Here is a 15,564-nt window from a genome sequence, read left to right on the forward strand (position 1 = left end):
GGGCAGGGGCAGCCGCGGTGGCGCCGGCCGTCGCGGGGCCGGGCGCGGTCTCCAGCTTGCGCAGGGCCTTGCCATGGGCGGCGCTCAGGTTCCGCGGGCGGTAGGTGGGCTCATCGCGCCAGCGGTCGCGAGCACTGGGGTGAATGGCGGCCCAGGGCACCTTGTGCTTCTTCAGGGAGCGGGCCTCGTCGGTGTAGAGCAAACCGTGGGCGGCGTTGAAGTACACCGTGTGGTCACTGCGGGCGCGGTCGTGCAGGCGCTCGAGGTCTGTCGCCAGGGGCGCGCCGAGCGCCGCGGCGCTGTGCAGCATCCAGGTGAGCGCCGCGTTCGAGAGGCCGCGCTTTTCCCAGGTGCCGCCGCCCACGGCGCCGTGGTCGCCGGGGAACCAGCACTCGCGCAGGCGGGTGCGGGCGCCCGGGGCGCAGTGCATCAGGGTGGGCGCAAATTCCTTGCGGCGCTCATCGATAGCCACCGCGTGGGCCGCGCGGCGGATGTGGCGGCCGAGGGTGGTGTCGTGGAACTGGTAGCGGGCGCGGGCCAGCCGGTCGAGGGTGAAGAGGGCGGTTTTGTCGGGGATGCCGAGGGCGCCCACCGTATCCCAGCAGCCGAGAAAATCGACGGTGGCGTTGAGCGGCTTCACCCGCTTGCGAAAGGCCTGCTGCAGCGCCGCCTCGCCACTGCGGGCGCGGTAAACGGCCATGGCCTCGGGGATGTCCTTCAGCCACGAGCGCGGCACCACCCCCACGGCACCGAGCAGGCCGGCAACGCTGCGGGCGGTGTAGGCGCCGCGGCTGAAGCCGAACAGGAAGAGCTCATCACCGGGCTGGTAGTTGAGGCAGATGAAGCGGTAAGCCTCGTACACGAGGTTGTCGAGCCCCTTGCCGATGCCACCCTCAAGCACGCGCCGGAAACCCTCGGCATCGGCGCCCACGCCATCATCGTAGTAGGCCACCTGCGGCAGCGGCACCGTACCCGTCTCATCCACCGGCAGCAGGCACTGCAGCAGCCGGCCAACGTTGGTGATGTACCGCATGCGCAGGTCGTTCCAGGTGCCGTCGCAGCAGACGATGATCCGTTTGTTGCTCATAGCGATGCTCGCGCTGGTTATGAACGTCTAACTTGCCCGGCCCGCACCGGGTTCACGTACTGGGAAAACGTTTTCCGGGCGATTGATACGCCCGCCCTGCCGCGCCACCCCATGCCGGAGCGCGGCTTAGCGGCATAGCCAGGCGCGATGACTCGGCGCCAGGCCGGGTATCCGTCCCGCCCGGGAACCGACTCACTCATCCAGCGGCACCGCCAGCAGACACGCCCCGGACAAGGATCACTAAGCCGGCACCACCACCTTACTCCCCGGTACCGCCCCACGCAGGGCCTCGGCCAGCGCCGCCTTGGCGCCGGCCTCGCCGTGCACCAGGCGGATCTCCCGCGGGGGCACGGGAATGCCGCGCACGAAGTCGACGAGGTTCTGCTCGTCGGCGTGGGCGGAGTAGCCGCCGAGGGTGTGAACCTGCGCGTGGATCGGGTAGCGCTCGCCGTCGAGCGCCACATAGCCGCCGCGGGGGCCGTAGCGCTGGATGGCGCGGCCGGGGGTGCCGGCGGCCTGGTAGCCCACAAAGAGCACATCGTGGCGCGGGTCACCGAGCATGGCTTTGAGGTAATTGACCACGCGGCCGCCGGCGCACATGCCGCTGGCGGCAATGACGATAGCCGGCTGGCGGCTCTCGGCCAGGTAGGTGACCATGCGCTGGTGGTCCTCATGGCTATCCACCGTCACCAGCTCCTCGAAGGCCAGCGGTCATCGCCCTGAAAGAGCCCGATATCCACCAGCGCCGCGCGCCCATCGGCCAGCGTAAGCCGGTGGCAAGAGCCGGTGACGCCGCTGGTGGCGCCGTGGTGGGTGATTACGGGAGGCTGCTCTGGCACGGCAACGGGAGAAGTAAGAAACCTGGCAACCGCCGGGAAGCGGTATGCGCCATACCCTGGTTGATCTTGTTAGCGGTGACTCCCATCAATGTCGCTCAACATCGCCGCGGAGACGTTTTTCGCTTATAAACAGCGCCGCAAAAGATAGGGCTTGGATATAAAACCCCCGCTCACGCCAGCCACGCCTGCAGCTGCGGTATCACCAGAACCACAACGAGGATTCCGAGCATCCAGGTGTGCAGAAGCATCGTTTTTTCCAGCTTGCCAAAGCGCCCCTCGAACTTCGCATCCTGGGCGGCGAAACGCGCGTCGAGCCTGGCTTCGAGCACCGCCTCGAAGTGATCCCGCGTCAGAATATTCTCCGCATAAAACCCAAACGCTTCCGCCATAAGCTCCGCCTGTGCATCAGCCTGCGGCTCCGGCACGCCAGCCTCCCGAAGACGACGGGCAAACCTGAGCGAATCAAATGCCACGGTGGTCATGATAGCTCTCCTGCGGCCAGCGGCAAGGGACGCCCCTTGCCGGCAATCACAGCATCGCAAAACCAGCGGAGCAGAGACACATCAAAACTGACCAACCTGCCAGGGTAGCTACGGGTACGCTGATTCTTTCGCCAACCGGCTCATTGGGGGCCACAGCGCTGGATGGCGCAGCCGGACAGCTCCGGGTGATAACGCCCCTCGACATTACCCATCAATGTCGCCCAACATCGCTGCGGAGACGCCTTTCGCTTATAAAAAGCGCCGCAATAGATAGGATTTGGATATAAAACCCCCGCTCACGCCAGCCAGGCCTGCAGCTGTGGTATCACCAGAACCACAACGAGGATCCCGAGCATCCAGGTGTGCAACAGCAGGGTACGGTCCAGCTTGGCAAAGCGGGCGTCGTGGGCGGCAAAGCGGGCTTCGAACTTCGCATCCTGAGCGGCAAAGCGAGCTTCGAACTTCGCATCCTGGGCGGCGAAACGCGCGTCGAGCCTGGCTTCGAGCACCGCCTCGAAGTGATCCCGCGTCAGAATATTCTCCGCATAAAACCCAAACGCTTCCGCCATAAGCTCCGCCTGTGCATCAGCCTGCGGCTCCGGCACGCCAGCCTCCCGAAGACGACGGGCAAACCTGAGCGAATCAAATGCCACGGTGGTCATGATAGCTCTCCTGCGGCCAGCGGCAAGGGAAGCCCCTTGCCGGCAATCACAGCATCGCAAAACCAGCGGAACAGGGGTACATCAAAACCGACCAACCTGCCGCCGAGGCAGCATGGAGGCGGCCGGCCTACAGCCGCACGCCGTCCGCTTGCTCCAGGAACCAGCGGTAAGTCCCCGCCAGTCCGTCCTCCAGCCCGATCGACGCCGCCCACCCCATGGCCGCGAGGCGCGACACATCGAGCAGCTTGCGCGGGGTGCCATCGGGCTTGCTGGTGTCAAAGGTGAGTTCGCCCTCAAAGCCGACCACGCGAGCGACCGTCTGCGCCAGTTCGGCAATGGTGCAATCCCGCCCGGTCCCCACATTGATGTGGCTGAGCATGGGCTGCGTGTTGGCGGCGTAGACGGCGTGGGCCAGCTCCATGACGAACACAGACGCCGCCGCCATATCGTCCACGTGCAGGAACTCCCGCATCGGCTTGCCCGTGCCCCACACCACCACCTCGCTACTGCCCCGCTCTTTAGCCTCGTGAAAGCGCCGCAACATCGCCGGTATCACGTGGCTGTTCTCGGGATGGAAGTTGTCCCCTGGCCCGTAAAGGTTGGTAGGCATCACCGAGCGGTAGTCGCGCCCGTGCTGCCGGTTGTAGCTCTCGCAGAGCTTGATGCCGGCGATCTTGGCGATGGCGTAGGGCTCATTAGTGGCCTCAAGAGGCCCCGTGAGGAGCGCGTCCTCGCGCATGGGCTGCTCGGCCAGCCGGGGGTAGATGCAGGAGGACCCAAGAAACAGGAGTTTCTGGATGCCCGTCGCGTGTGCGCCGTGAATGAGGTTCGCCTCGATCACTAGGTTCTCGTAGATGAAATCTGCCGGATAGGTGTTATTGGCGTGAATACCGCCGACCTTGGCCGCCGCCAGGTAGACCTGGTCGATGGCCTGATCAGCGAGAAAGGCATGCACCGCCCGCTGATCCAGCAGATCCAGCTCCGCCCGACCGGCGGTCACCAGCTCAACATCACCGCGCCCAGCCAGCTGCCGGCACAATGCCGAGCCCACCATGCCCCGATGCCCTGCCACAAAGACCCGCTGCATCTTCACAGATCCTGCGGCATCGCCACGTCATGCCCATGGGCCCGCAGCAGTGCATTCCGCTCTGCCGCCTTCAAATCCTCCGCTACCATCTCCGCACACATCGCCCGCGCGGTAATCTCCGGCTCCCACCCCAACTGGGTCTTGGCCTTGGCCGGGTCCCCCAGCAGCGTCTCCACCTCCGCTGGCCGGAAGTAGCGCGGGTCCACCCGCACCACCACGTCGCCCACGCTCACCGCCGGCGCCATCTCACCCTCAACCGCCGTAACCCGCGCCACCTCGCTCACCCCATCCCCCTCGAACTCAAGGGCAAGGCCCAGATCCGCCGCCGCCCAGCGGATGAACTCGCGGATCGAATACTGCTGCCCGGTCGCAATCACATAATCCTCAGCCGCCTCCTGCTGCAGCATCAACCACTGCATGCGCACATAGTCCTTCGCGTGCCCCCAGTCCCGCAGGGCATTCAGGTTGCCCATGTACAGGCAGTCCTCCAGGCCCTGGGCAATGTTGGCCAGCCCCCGGGTGATCTTGCGGGTCACAAACGTTTCGCCGCGGCGCGGCGACTCGTGGTTGAAGAGGATGCCGTTGCAGGCATACATCCCGTAGGACTCCCGGTAGTTCACGGTGATCCAGTAGGCATAGAGCTTGGCCACGCCGTAGGGCGAGCGCGGATAGAAGGGCGTGTTCTCCGTCTGCGGTGTCTCCTGCACCAGGCCGTAAAGCTCGGAGGTGGAAGCCTGGTAGAAGCGGGTCTTGTCCTGCAGGCCGAGGAGGCGGATGGCCTCTAAAAGCCGCAGGGAGCCGAGGGCGTCCACATCCGCCGTGTACTCCGGCGACTCAAAGCTCACTGCCACGTGCGACTGCGCGCCGAGGTTGTAGATCTCATCCGGCTGCACCTCCTGCACCACCCGGATAAGGTTGGAGGCATCGGTGAGGTCACCGTAGTGGAGGATGAGACGCTTATCCTCCTCGTGCGGATCCTGGTAGAGGTGATCGATGCGCTCGGTGTTGAACAGCGAGGCGCGGCGCTTGATGCCGTGGACTTCGTAGCCCTTCTCGAGGAGGAACTCCGCGAGATAGGAGCCGTCCTGGCCCGTGATGCCCGTAATCAGTGCTTTCTTCAAACCCCTGTCCTTTTTGTTGCCCACTTCTTATCCGGCGCGGCGGAAAAACTGCCCGACCTTGCCCAAGTTCTTGAGTGCCAACGTGCCGGCACCTCCCACGCCTGTCTCGCGGAGCGCCCGGTAATCCTCCCGGGACTTCCGCACGATATTACGCAAAGACCGATTGCTGGCACCGCCCACACGCATGTTTACCAGCACTTCGGGCAAGTAAACCACCCGGAACCCCGGCTCTGAGAACAACCGCAGGATGCTGTGATAATCCGCCGCGATGCGATACCCGATATCGAACCCACCGAGCCGCTCGTAGCAGGACCGGCGCAGGTACAGCGTTGGGTGCGGCGGCATCCAGCCGCGCGCCAGCTTTGCCCGGGAGAAGGCGCCCGCCTGCCAGTAGCGCACCACGCGAGACGTATCCTGTTGCTCGACGTAACACAGGTCGCCGTACACGCCCTGCACCGCCGGGTCTTCAAAGGCTTCGGCTACCCGCGCCAGCACGCGGTCGTGGGCGAACAGGTCATCGGCATGGAGGAACCCTACCACCTCGCCGCGGGCCCCGGCGATGCCGCGGTTGAGGGCATCGTAGATGCCGTCGTCGGGCTCGCTTGAGAAGGTGCCGAACTCGCCCGCCCTGGCCGCGAGCCACTCGCGGGTGCCGTCGGTGCTCGCGCCGTCGATCACCACGTGGTCCACGGCGACCTCCCGCTGCGCCTGCACCGAGGCGATGCAGTCCGCAATGGTGTGCCGGCAGTTCCAGGTGGCCGTCACCACGGAGATCATGGTCCTGTCCTCTGCTGCATGGTTTGCTACCCCGGACAACCGCCTGGCCGCTGTGGGCCTTGCCGCCACGCTGACTGAGCCGGTTGCTGCTTAAGGCGTGCGTCCAGCTGCAGGGTGCGGATGACCGGCATGCGTCGGAAAACTAAGGTGAACGTGCAGTATCGGCCATGACTTTCAACCCGGCTGCATCGCCATCGAGGTCGTCAAAGGCATAGGGGTTGAGGAACTGGCGGCCCCACAGATAGGCTCGGTCGGTCTCGCTGAGACCGGCTTCGGCACAAACGGCGTCCCACTGACCAATAATGCAGGCGAGCTGGCGTTCCAGGATGGCCACAGCCTCCTCGCGGGACAGAAGAAAATGTCCGGCAGCGTTCAGACAGGACGATAGCCGGCTCATGCGATCCCCACCGGCAATCAACATGGCTTGAGAGGCTTCACGCCCCGTCCGGTTCTGCGGGCAGATGTCGTAGGCCGGCGTCAGGCGAAGCGTTTGCCCGTCCCAGAAGGCCGCATGGTTGCGCGCATGGTCGTCGGTATTACCGCACAGGATATTGAAGACGAGCCGTGAGAACAGCTCCCTCAGCGTCGCCGAAGCATCGGCAAAACGATGCCGAATGATTTCTGCGAGCTCTTCATAGCTGGCATAACGGGCCATCATCTCATCGAGCGCCAGCATGGTGAGCGCTGACACCATAAGCTTGCGCTGCCACCCGGCACGGGAACGCACGCGGTCGAAGCGTTCGATCAGAAGCACATCTTTGTTCAGGGAGCTGGTGAGCGAGACACTCGCTACATTCAGCCCGCACAGGGAGGCGAGTCGCATGGCGATGAACTCGACCTTGACGACATTGTAGAGATCGGTAGTCGAAGAAAACTTGGCGATGTACTTTCTATCGCCACCATCGATCTGCGCTTTGGGGCGGGCACCCCCGAGCGAGGTCCCATGCTGTAAGGCCTGATCGAGCTCAGGGCTGAGCGGCATGCCCTGCTCGATGCGGTCAGCGGCTTGTACCAGCTGCTCGAGGGAAGCGGCCTCCGCCCCGCGCGGCACATACTCGGTGGCCGAGCGCTGAAAATCCAGCGCTCCAATCCGGTCCGAGCCGGACTCCAGCAGATAGGTCAGCTCGTCCAGCCGGGCCGGGTCAACCCTGGCCCCGCCAATGCCGAGTTTCCGGTTGATGATGACGCGCCGCCCCCACGCATCCGGCGAGCCATCGCGGATACAGGCCGGCATGCCCAGGCCGGGCAAGGGCGGAATAAGCCCGGATTGCAACGGCAGCTCCGGGGCGTAAAGCGGAATGGCACTGTCGCGCGCAAGATAGCTCTGGCCGTAGTTGAACACCAGTTGCTCGCCATCCGCGGTCAGCTTGCCAGCGACGACTGGCTCGACGGCACCGGGCAGCCAGACCCAGACGAAGGCCTCGCTGTAAGACGCTTCAGAACGCATCATCCACCGGCTTTTGGGGCTTGCGTACGGCACCCGGCAACAGGGCCAGCTTGTCGTCGGTGCGCGCGATCTGAGTCGCGAGCGAGCCGCGCTCCGCTTCGAAGAGGGCGACCCCGACAAGCGCCGCCACCTCGAACACGAGGCCGATGGCCACACGCAGGTCGCCCTTTTCGATCTTCTGGAGCGTAGCCCGCGAGATACCGGCGCGATCGGCCAGATCGTGCTCGGTCCACTTTCGCTGCTTTCGCCCGAGCTGGATCTGTTTCGCCAGCAGCGTCGCGGCGTCGCGCGTGTACCGGGAATAGACTCTCTCTTTCGCCATCCAACGCGCCCAAATTGACCAGCATAGTAGTCACAAAAACACTTTATGACTATCTTAACACCCAAAATCAACGCGAAGTCAAGAAAGTTTGAACGCTGAAACCGTCACGAAAGCCTTTAATGACGATGTCCAGAGATCAGCAGCCACCGGTTTTCCGCTAGGCCTGCCCGATAAAGCCCCGCGACAGCGCCGGCAAGCGGCCTGCGGCCGCGTCGCGGCGAGACGCCGCTCCCACAGCGTCGTCCCTGTGGGAGGCGCGCCCGTGCGCCGACATGCACGCGCTTGTTCCACCGATTGCGGGCAACCGCTTCAACCCGATCGCCATTCTGTTATTTGCTGTTGCACAGGATCCCTGAGCCGGTACCGGAGGCCGCCGACCTGCGCATTCACCATGAGCGACGACCTCTTCCGCGACCTTGACGGGGCGCTGGCCCCCAATACCCTGCGCGCCTACCGCTCGGACTTCCGGCGCTTTGAGCGCTGGTGCCTGCGCGCCGCTATCGACCCGCTCGCGGCCAGCGGCGACCAGGTTGCGGCCTTCATCGAGGACAGCATCGATCACCGCTCCGCCGCCACCATCCGCCGCGGGGTGGCCAGCCTGTCCACCCTGTTCACCCTGAACGGCTACCCCGACCCGACCCGCACCCCGCCGGTGAAGCTGGCGCTCAAGCGCATGTACCGCCGCCTGGGGCGCGCGCAAAAACAGGCCTATCCGCTGACCCGGGACCTGCTCGAGCAGCTGCTCGCTGCCTGCCGGGACGATGTGCTCGGCGAGCGGGACCGGGTATTGCTCCTGCTCGGCTACGAGACCATGCGCCGGCGCGCCGAGCTGTGCGCCCTGCGCTTTGAAGATCTGGAGCAGCTGCCGAAAGGCAAGCGCGCCCTGCGCCTGCGCTTTTCCAAAACCGACCAGTACGGCAAGGGCCGCCTCCTGCCCGTGAGTGACCGGCTCTACCGGGCCCTGGCCACCTGGGGCGAACGGGTGGGTCACGCAGGCACCATCCTGCGCAGCGTAGACCGCTACGGCCATGTCCGCGGGCCGCTGCCGCCCTCGGCGATCAACCGCCGCCTGCGGGCGCTGCAGGCCACAGCGAAGCTCGACATCGACGGGCAGCTCAGCGGCCACTCCTTTCGCGTGGGTGCGGCGCTGGACCTGCTGGAAGCCGGCGAGCCGCTGGTCAAGATCATGCTGCGTGGCGGCTGGTCGAGCGAGACAACGGCCATCAAGTACCTGCGCGAATGGCAGGAAGTGTAAGCACGGGCGCGCTCCCGTCCCACCTCGGGCCCCGATCGTTGCATACGCACTTATTGAGATCTATATTGTGCACGCGCAACTCATATTTTTTACGTCTTGATGAGAGAACGCCAAATGGCCACAGCCACCGCATCAACAACCGACAAAGCGCAGGTGCTTGCGAAGGCGGTGATCAATGCGGGCAAAGCACTTGGTATCAACCAGGCTGAGCTGGGCCGCATCATCGGCCGGGACCGCTCTACCCTGCTGCGCTCCGGGGTTGACCCGGCGAGCCAGAGCGGAGAGCTCGCGCTCATCCTTGTACGCTGCTACCGAAGCCTGTACGCCCTGATGGGGGGTGACAGCGAGCACATGCACCACTGGCTGCATACCCACAACCGGCATACGGGCGGTGTGCCCGCAGAGCAACTGCATTCGATCACGGGCCTCGTGCATGTGTGCGATTACCTCGACGCCATCCGCGGCAAGGCCTGATGCATGGCAGACGAGGGCAGCTGGCGCGGGATAGCGATCGCTCAATGGCTCACGCCCATCCAGGGCATCGCCTACCGCATCGTTGAGAGCCAGGAGCAGGTTGCCACCCTCGACATCGTCGACACGCTGGCTGAGCAGAGCCTGCTGGAAGAGCTCCTTGAGCACAGCAAGCCGGCCATGCGGCCGGGCACCGGCGGCCTTCACTATCTTCTGATGACGCCCTTCCGGTACCCGCCACTCAGGCACGGATCGCGCTTTGGCAGGCGCCATGAGCCCTCGATCTTTTACGGGTCGCACTGCCCGAGTACCGCCCTGGCGGAGGCGGCTTATTACCGCCTGGTGTTCCGGGAGGGGATGGCCGCGCCACCGACGCGGCCCGTGCGCTCCGAGCACACGCTCTTCGGCGCGGCCTACGCAACACACCCTGGCTTGCAGCTGCAGCGTCCACCGTTTGATGCTGAGCAGGCCGCCCTGACGGACCCGCAGCGCTACACAGAAACGCAGACGCTGGGTGCGGCCATGCGCAGCGAGGGGGTGCTCGCCTTTGAATTCACGTCAGCCCGTGATCCCGCTCGAGGAACCAACGCAGGCCTGTTCGAACCGACCGCCTTCGCATCCCCCGGGGTGCAGGACCAGCAGCAGTGGCTGTGCGAGGTGGATGGCGGCGGCGTCCGCTTCCTCAGCTTTGCGAGCCATGAGGTGGTGGACTACCCGCGCGATGGGTTCCTGGTCGACGGCCAGCTGCCCATGCCGGCCTTGTAGGGCGAGACAACCCTTGCCCAGCGCATGTCGCCATATTTTGACATTTCTCAACTCGACGCCTATTTTGTCAAAATATAGCGACACTTTAGGCGAAAGACGATGTACCAGGATCCGTTGGCGCGAATCGGCAGCGCCTTGAAGGCCTTCAGGCGCAGCAGGGGCCTGACTCAGGCACAGGTTGGCGCCCTCACCGAAATAGACCGCCAAACCGTCTCTGACATTGAACGGGGGCAGTTCACCGGTTCGCTACGCACGCTCATGAGGTACCTGCGTTATGCGAACCTGGAATTGACCGCGACGCCCGCGCCGAGCCGCTTCCCGACCCTGGAGGAACTGGCGGACCGCTATGGACCCGACGATGATTGAACTGCCGACGCGCATCGACCGCGTCGACATCGACTGTTTCGGCTCACCTGCCGGCACCCTGACTCAGCCGGCCCACTACGAATTCGCCTATCGCCAGGACGCCGCCTTTCCCTGCTCACTGACCATGCCCCTGCGCGCGGAGGCCTATCGCCACGGGGCTATGCACCCCGTTTTTGCCCAGAACCTGCCCGAGGGTTTTATCCGGCGATACATCAGCCAGCGCCTCGAGCGCTATGCCACGGTCAACGACATGTACCTGCTCGCCCTGCAGCAGGATTCAGCCATCGGTCACATCCGCGCGAACTCGTCCCTGGCGCCACGTAGCTACGATCAGGTGTCTCTGGAAGACATCCTGCGCTGGCAGGGCCCGGAGCCGATTTTCGGCGAGTTGCTGGAGCGCTTCTACCTCCGCGGCATGTTGTCCGGCGTACAGCCCAAGACGCTGGTGCCGATTGCCACACGCTCGACCATTCCTCAGGAGGACCTGATCGTCAAAACCTTCGACCCGGAATTCGATCTGCTGACGGTCAACGAGTTTGTGTGCATGTCGGCTGCCGCGGCTTGCAACCTGGGCCCACCGACCTTCTGGCTGTCAGATGACCTACGGAGCTTCGTCATCGAACGTTTTGACCGTAAAGACGGCGAGCAACTGGCTTTCGAAGACTTCACGGTGCTGACGGGCCGCGAGAAGTACCGGGGCTCCTACGAGACACTGCTCCGGGCCGTTGGCGATTATACGCAGCAGCCCAGCGAGGTGGCCCGTGCCTACCGCCTCACAGTCTTTAATTGTCTTATCGGCAATGGCGATGCCCATCTGAAAAACTATGCCGTGCTCTACAACAAGTCCATGACGGTACCGCTGCTGGCACCCCCCTATGACATTACTCACACCCTGATCTATCCCACCATCGACAATCGCATGGCGCTGAAAATCGACGGCGCGAGAGGCTTTCCGGATCGACGCGCCCTGGTGAAGCTCGGCCATGACGCCGGCATCAAGCGGCCAGAAGCCATTGTTGATGAGCTGGCGGACCTGTTGGGGGCCTTTCTTGCAGCGTGCCCCCAGCTTGCTTTAATCCCGGGGTTCAGACAGTCGCTGACCGCCTCACTGGACCATGGCGCCCGGCGTGAACGGAAAGGGTTCCGTCGCGACAAGAACAGGAAGTATCCAACCCCGTAACCCAGGAGAACTCTGCTCCGGAAGAGGCTCGGTGCATCCGGCTCCCGGAGGCAATGTCAAACCGATCGAACCTGGCTATGCCCTTCAGGCAACCCAGGCCTGAAGCTGGGGTACCACCAGCACCAGCGTGATCAGGCCCAGCATCCAGGTGTGAAGCAACAACGTGCGGTCCAGTTTCACGAAGCGGGCATCGTGATCGGCGAGGCGTGCCTCGATAGCATCAAAACGTGACGCAGCTTTCTCATCGCTGCCCGCCAGGCGCGCAGTGAACTTTTCGTCCATCTCGGCAAAGCACCGGGTGAACTTCTCGTCCATCGCGGCACAGCGGGCATCAAACTTCTTGTCCTGCTCGGCAAAGCGAGCATCAAACTTCTCGTCCTGCTCGGCAAAGCGAGCATCAAACTTCTCATCCTGCTCGACAAAGCGCAGGTTCATCTTCTCAACGATGCGCTGTTCCAGTTCGGCCGATTGCTGATTGAGGCGCGCCTCAAGAACCTCACTGAAGTAGTCCTTGGTCACCAGTTTATCTGCAAAGGCGCTGAACGCTTCCGCCATGAGCTCCGCCTGCCTGTCAGCCTGCTGCTCCGGCACGCCCACCTCCCGCAGACCGCGCGAGAAGCGCAAGGTGTCGAAGACTGCTGTGCTCATGGTAGCCCCTCCCACCCACGGTGCAATAGAAAGCTTTTACCGGAGCGAGTATCGGCGGCATCACGCTAGCGGACAACGATCAAATCCGATAGCCCGGTGCCAGCGGGCGATAAATACCTTTATATAGTTCCAACTTTTTCGGCTAGGGGAACGATAAACGAACCGATACTGGCCAGGTCCTTGAGTGCCTGCATAGCCTTCTTAAGGCTAAGCTGTTTTAACCGACGCACTGTTCGGTGTTTCGTCATTTCCCGTGCCGGCAATCACAGCATCGCAAAACCACCCAAACACCGGCACATCAAAACTGCCTAACGCGTTCAGGCCCGCCGAGTTAATCCCCCTGCCGCCGGCCGACCCTTCTGCTCCCACGCCCAGGCGCTCTCGACGATCGCCCGCAGTGAAGCACGACGAGGGGTCCAGCCCAGGCAATCCTGCGCCAACTCGGTGGCGGCGACGAGGACCGGCGGATCACCGGCTCTACGAGCACCGATGCTGTGCGGGATTGGGCGCCCGACCACCTGCTCGCACACATCAAGGACCTGGCGCACCGAATAGCCGGCCCCACTGCCCAGGTTATAGGCCGCAAAGCCGCCACCAGCCGCGAGGTGGTCCATGGCGAGGAGGTGCGCATCGGCGAGGTCCTCAACATGAATGTAATCACGCAGACATGTGCCGTCCGGGGTGTCGTAATCGTCACCGAAGACCGTGAGCGCCGGCGCGTTGCCGGAGGCCGCCCGCAGCGCATTCGGAATCAGGTGGGTTTCGGGCTCGTGCGCCTCTCCCAGGCTGGCATCATCGGCCGCCCCTGCGGCATTGAAGTAGCGCAGGCTGCAAGCGGCTACCTTACCGGCACCGCTGACATCGCGAAGCAGGCGCTCCACAGCGAGCTTCGTCTCGCCGTAAACGTTGATAGGCTGCGTAGGGTGAGCCTCGGTGATGCGCGGTGTCTCAGGGTTACCGTAAACCGCTGCGGTGGAGGAGAAAACAACCCGTCCCCAGCCATTATCGTTCGCGACCTGCAGCAGATTGGCCGTGCCGGCCACGTTGTTCTGCCAGTACAGCAATGGCTGAGCCTGCGACTCGCCCACGAGCGATTTGGCCGCGAAGTGAAACACCCCATCAAAATGCCGCCCCGCAAGCGTCCGGCGCAGGCCGGCAAGGTCCCGCAAGTCCACCTCGATGACCTCGCGGCCCTGGATGGCCCAGCGGTGACCGGTGGAAAAGTCATCGACAATCGTAGCCTCGTCCTCACGGGCGAGGAGTGCCCGCACAAGGTGTGAGCCGATGTAGCCAGCGCCGCCGGTCACTAGGAAATGCATTGAGTAATCTCTCCAGCGTGCCACCAGCGCGAGAATAAGTTGCACAACAAGTAGGAGCAAGCGGAGTGGGAGCGGCCCCCTCTATAGGAACGGCGTTTAGCCACGACCGCTATAAAAATACAACGATTCTCAGTCGGCGCGAGGGCGAACGTGCCACAGTGACTGCCTCCCCAAACGCGCCGTGTTGGGCTTGGTAGTGGCCGTACCACTGCATGCAATCGGGGACGAGTGTGGGCGATTGAATTTATCAGGCTTGATCAGATCGGTAACGATGAGACCCTCATAGCCTGCAACTCGCGCACTAATTTCGCCAGTTCCAGGATGGTGATACCCTCGTCGGTGCCCCCTCCAGGGTACCTATTGAACGGGCAAATATCTTGACGCAGAGGGAAAGCGCGGAAGTTTGCCGGGCACTCGATGCGGGTGGGAGCCGCGCAGGATCTCCTGCGGCGCGGATTCGACACCGCAGCCATCATGCGCGCAGGCGGCTGGAGTTCGATCAATGTGCTGTCGCGATACCTTGCCCATGCGGAGCCATTGCTGTCCCACAGTTTTCATGAGAATCGAAGCTCCGCTTGAGGCGATGCCTCTGGCGGGCCCGGCGGCTCTCCTTTTAATAGCGGAAGCAGCTCCCGTCGTTCAAACAGGTTGAGCTGTAGCAGACGGATCATTTGCTGAAGACTCTGGTCAATCCGGCTGTTGAACTTGATCCAGGCCAGCAGCAGGTAGGCGCACATTGCGATCCAGATTTGCGTCAGTACGGCGTTCCTTGACGTGCCAACAAACGTCTTGATCTTGAGGTTCTGCTTGATGCATTTGAAGAATAACTCGATCTGCCAGCGGGCCTTGTAAATGTCAGCAATCGTCCGGGCGGCCAGTCGAAAGTTGTTGGTCAGGAACACGTAATGCTTTCCCGTCTCGGGATCGCGATAGCCGATACGGCGCAGAGCAACAGGGCATTTGCCGGCGTTGCTGCCGGTGATAACGATGGTCTGATCCGAGGTCAGCCCCTTGTCTTTCAAAACGTGGTGGCGTTCGACAACCCGATAAAGGGCATTGCGCTTTTGCCGGGTAACGAAAAATATTCCCTTGTCATTCAAGGCGTTAAACCAACTGTAGTCGTTGTAGGCACGATCCATGACGACGATGCTCTCGGCGGGCAGATCCAACGTCCGGCCGACAGTGACATCGTGGGTCTTGCCGTCGGTGACGGTGACAAAGCTGGGGAGAAAACCGTCATGATCGAGGCCGACGTGTACTTTCACCGCGCCCTTGGTGCTGCCGAACCGGGCCCAGGGAAAAACCGACAGGCACAGGTCAATGGTGGTGGCATCAAGGGAGTAGAGTTTGTTCTTGAATCGAAAGCCGTGCCGTGGCGCAAGTCCCTGGCAGCGTGATAACAGTTTATGGAACAGCGCCTCGTAAAGCGTGTAGGGCTGGCTCTCGTTGACCCGGGCGAGCGTGGTGCTCGTCACACTGGCGCTGCCCAGATGATACAGCTTCGCGGTCTGTGCCGAGAGATTGCTGACGATATCCCGCAGGCTGGCGCGTCCGGCGAGTTGTCCCAGACTCAGTGCCACGAATTGCGACCAGCGTGAAACCTTACGCAATTTCTGGCCCCGGTGGTGCTGGTTCGCGAGGGTCTCGAACTCATGTCTCGGGATAAATTTTAGCAATTGAGCGAAGACCGTATTACGATGAGCTAAGGCCTGAATCCTCCGAGTTTTACAGTGTTT

At 63.2% G+C, this 15,564-nt stretch carries 17 protein-coding genes and 1 pseudogene; 6 read left to right on the forward strand and 12 right to left on the reverse strand.

Going from position 1 to position 15,564, the window contains the following annotated elements; translation table 11 throughout:
- The 9 genes from HRUBRA_RS06545 to HRUBRA_RS06585 form a co-directional block, all read right to left on the reverse strand.
- The coding region (locus tag HRUBRA_RS06545) for a DUF2235 domain-containing protein (RefSeq protein WP_052094472.1) at positions 1-1,087 on the reverse strand (1,087 nt) is incomplete at its 3' end.
- Between the two features lie 240 nt (positions 1,088-1,327).
- Positions 1,328-1,795, reverse strand: coding sequence for an MBL fold metallo-hydrolase RNA specificity domain-containing protein (locus tag HRUBRA_RS06550; protein ID WP_407681009.1), 468 nt, complete (start codon positions 1,793-1,795; stop codon positions 1,328-1,330).
- Positions 1,796-2,096: 301 nt separating this feature from the next.
- Entirely contained in the window at positions 2,097-2,408 is a 312-nt protein-coding gene (locus tag HRUBRA_RS06555) for a hypothetical protein (RefSeq protein ID WP_035515651.1), read from the reverse strand.
- A gap of 296 nt (positions 2,409-2,704) precedes the next feature.
- The gene (locus HRUBRA_RS14665) at positions 2,705-3,070 is read right to left on the reverse strand and encodes a hypothetical protein (RefSeq protein WP_052094474.1); all 366 of its coding nucleotides are present in this window, start codon (positions 3,068-3,070) and stop codon (positions 2,705-2,707) included.
- Positions 3,071-3,197: 127 nt separating this feature from the next.
- On the reverse strand, positions 3,198-4,157 hold the full coding sequence (fcl, locus tag HRUBRA_RS06565; protein ID WP_035515653.1) for a GDP-L-fucose synthase: 960 nt from the start codon (positions 4,155-4,157) through the stop codon (positions 3,198-3,200).
- Positions 4,158-4,159: 2 nt separating this feature from the next.
- Complete coding sequence (gene gmd / locus HRUBRA_RS06570) at positions 4,160-5,278, reverse strand: GDP-mannose 4,6-dehydratase (protein WP_035515655.1); 1,119 nt, start codon at positions 5,276-5,278, stop codon at positions 4,160-4,162.
- A gap of 27 nt (positions 5,279-5,305) precedes the next feature.
- Positions 5,306-6,055 carry a glycosyltransferase family 2 protein gene (locus tag HRUBRA_RS06575; RefSeq protein ID WP_035515656.1) on the reverse strand — a complete coding sequence of 250 codons (750 nt, stop codon included), beginning with the start codon at positions 6,053-6,055 and terminating at the stop codon, positions 5,306-5,308.
- Between the two features lie 142 nt (positions 6,056-6,197).
- Entirely contained in the window at positions 6,198-7,505 is a 1,308-nt protein-coding gene (locus tag HRUBRA_RS06580) for a type II toxin-antitoxin system HipA family toxin (RefSeq protein WP_236629804.1), read from the reverse strand.
- Positions 7,492-7,824 (reverse strand): helix-turn-helix transcriptional regulator, encoded by a 333-nt coding sequence (locus HRUBRA_RS06585; RefSeq protein ID WP_035515660.1) that lies wholly within the window; start codon positions 7,822-7,824, stop codon positions 7,492-7,494. Before HRUBRA_RS06585 ends, HRUBRA_RS06580 begins: the two co-directional genes overlap by 14 nt.
- 391 nt (positions 7,825-8,215) lie before the next feature.
- Here HRUBRA_RS06585 and HRUBRA_RS06590 point away from each other — a divergent pair, with 391 nt between their 5' ends.
- The 5 genes from HRUBRA_RS06590 (at position 8,216) to HRUBRA_RS06610 (ending at position 11,861) form a co-directional block, all read left to right on the forward strand.
- The gene (locus tag HRUBRA_RS06590) at positions 8,216-9,079 is read left to right on the forward strand and encodes a tyrosine-type recombinase/integrase (protein WP_035515663.1); all 864 of its coding nucleotides are present in this window, start codon (positions 8,216-8,218) and stop codon (positions 9,077-9,079) included.
- 114 nt (positions 9,080-9,193) lie between these two features.
- Positions 9,194-9,553, forward strand: a complete 360-nt coding sequence (locus HRUBRA_RS06595) for an MbcA/ParS/Xre antitoxin family protein (RefSeq protein ID WP_035515664.1) — start codon at positions 9,194-9,196, stop codon at positions 9,551-9,553.
- 3 nt (positions 9,554-9,556) lie between these two features.
- A complete protein-coding gene (locus tag HRUBRA_RS06600) occupies positions 9,557-10,315 on the forward strand; it encodes an RES family NAD+ phosphorylase (RefSeq protein ID WP_052094475.1) in 759 nt (252 codons plus the stop codon).
- Positions 10,316-10,414: 99 nt separating this feature from the next.
- The gene (locus tag HRUBRA_RS06605; protein WP_035515665.1) at positions 10,415-10,681 is read left to right on the forward strand and encodes a helix-turn-helix transcriptional regulator; all 267 of its coding nucleotides are present in this window, start codon (positions 10,415-10,417) and stop codon (positions 10,679-10,681) included.
- Positions 10,674-11,861 (forward strand): type II toxin-antitoxin system HipA family toxin, encoded by a 1,188-nt coding sequence (locus tag HRUBRA_RS06610; RefSeq protein ID WP_052094476.1) that lies wholly within the window; start codon positions 10,674-10,676, stop codon positions 11,859-11,861. The genes HRUBRA_RS06605 and HRUBRA_RS06610 overlap by 8 nt, the downstream gene beginning before the upstream one ends.
- 84 nt (positions 11,862-11,945) lie before the next feature.
- On the opposite strand, the gene HRUBRA_RS06615 is transcribed toward HRUBRA_RS06610, so the two are convergent.
- On the reverse strand, positions 11,946-12,509 hold the full coding sequence (locus tag HRUBRA_RS06615) for a hypothetical protein (protein WP_035515671.1): 564 nt from the start codon (positions 12,507-12,509) through the stop codon (positions 11,946-11,948).
- A 317-nt stretch (positions 12,510-12,826) separates the two neighbouring features.
- The gene (gene galE, locus HRUBRA_RS06620; RefSeq protein WP_035515672.1) at positions 12,827-13,828 is read right to left on the reverse strand and encodes a UDP-glucose 4-epimerase GalE; all 1,002 of its coding nucleotides are present in this window, start codon (positions 13,826-13,828) and stop codon (positions 12,827-12,829) included.
- 399 nt (positions 13,829-14,227) lie between these two features.
- On the opposite strand from galE, the pseudogene HRUBRA_RS15785 reads away from it, so the two are divergent.
- A pseudogene (locus tag HRUBRA_RS15785) lies at positions 14,228-14,407 on the forward strand (tyrosine-type recombinase/integrase); the annotation flags it as partial.
- Here the strand turns inward: HRUBRA_RS15785 and HRUBRA_RS06625 are convergent.
- Positions 14,383-15,543 (reverse strand): IS4 family transposase, encoded by a 1,161-nt coding sequence (locus HRUBRA_RS06625; protein ID WP_035515674.1) that lies wholly within the window; start codon positions 15,541-15,543, stop codon positions 14,383-14,385. The pseudogene HRUBRA_RS15785 and the gene HRUBRA_RS06625 sit on opposite strands and share 25 nt — an antisense overlap.
- Between the last annotated feature and the right edge of the window lie 21 nt (positions 15,544-15,564).

This window comes from Pseudohaliea rubra DSM 19751, from assembly GCF_000764025.1.
Classification (GTDB): domain Bacteria; phylum Pseudomonadota; class Gammaproteobacteria; order Pseudomonadales; family Halieaceae; genus Pseudohaliea; species Pseudohaliea rubra.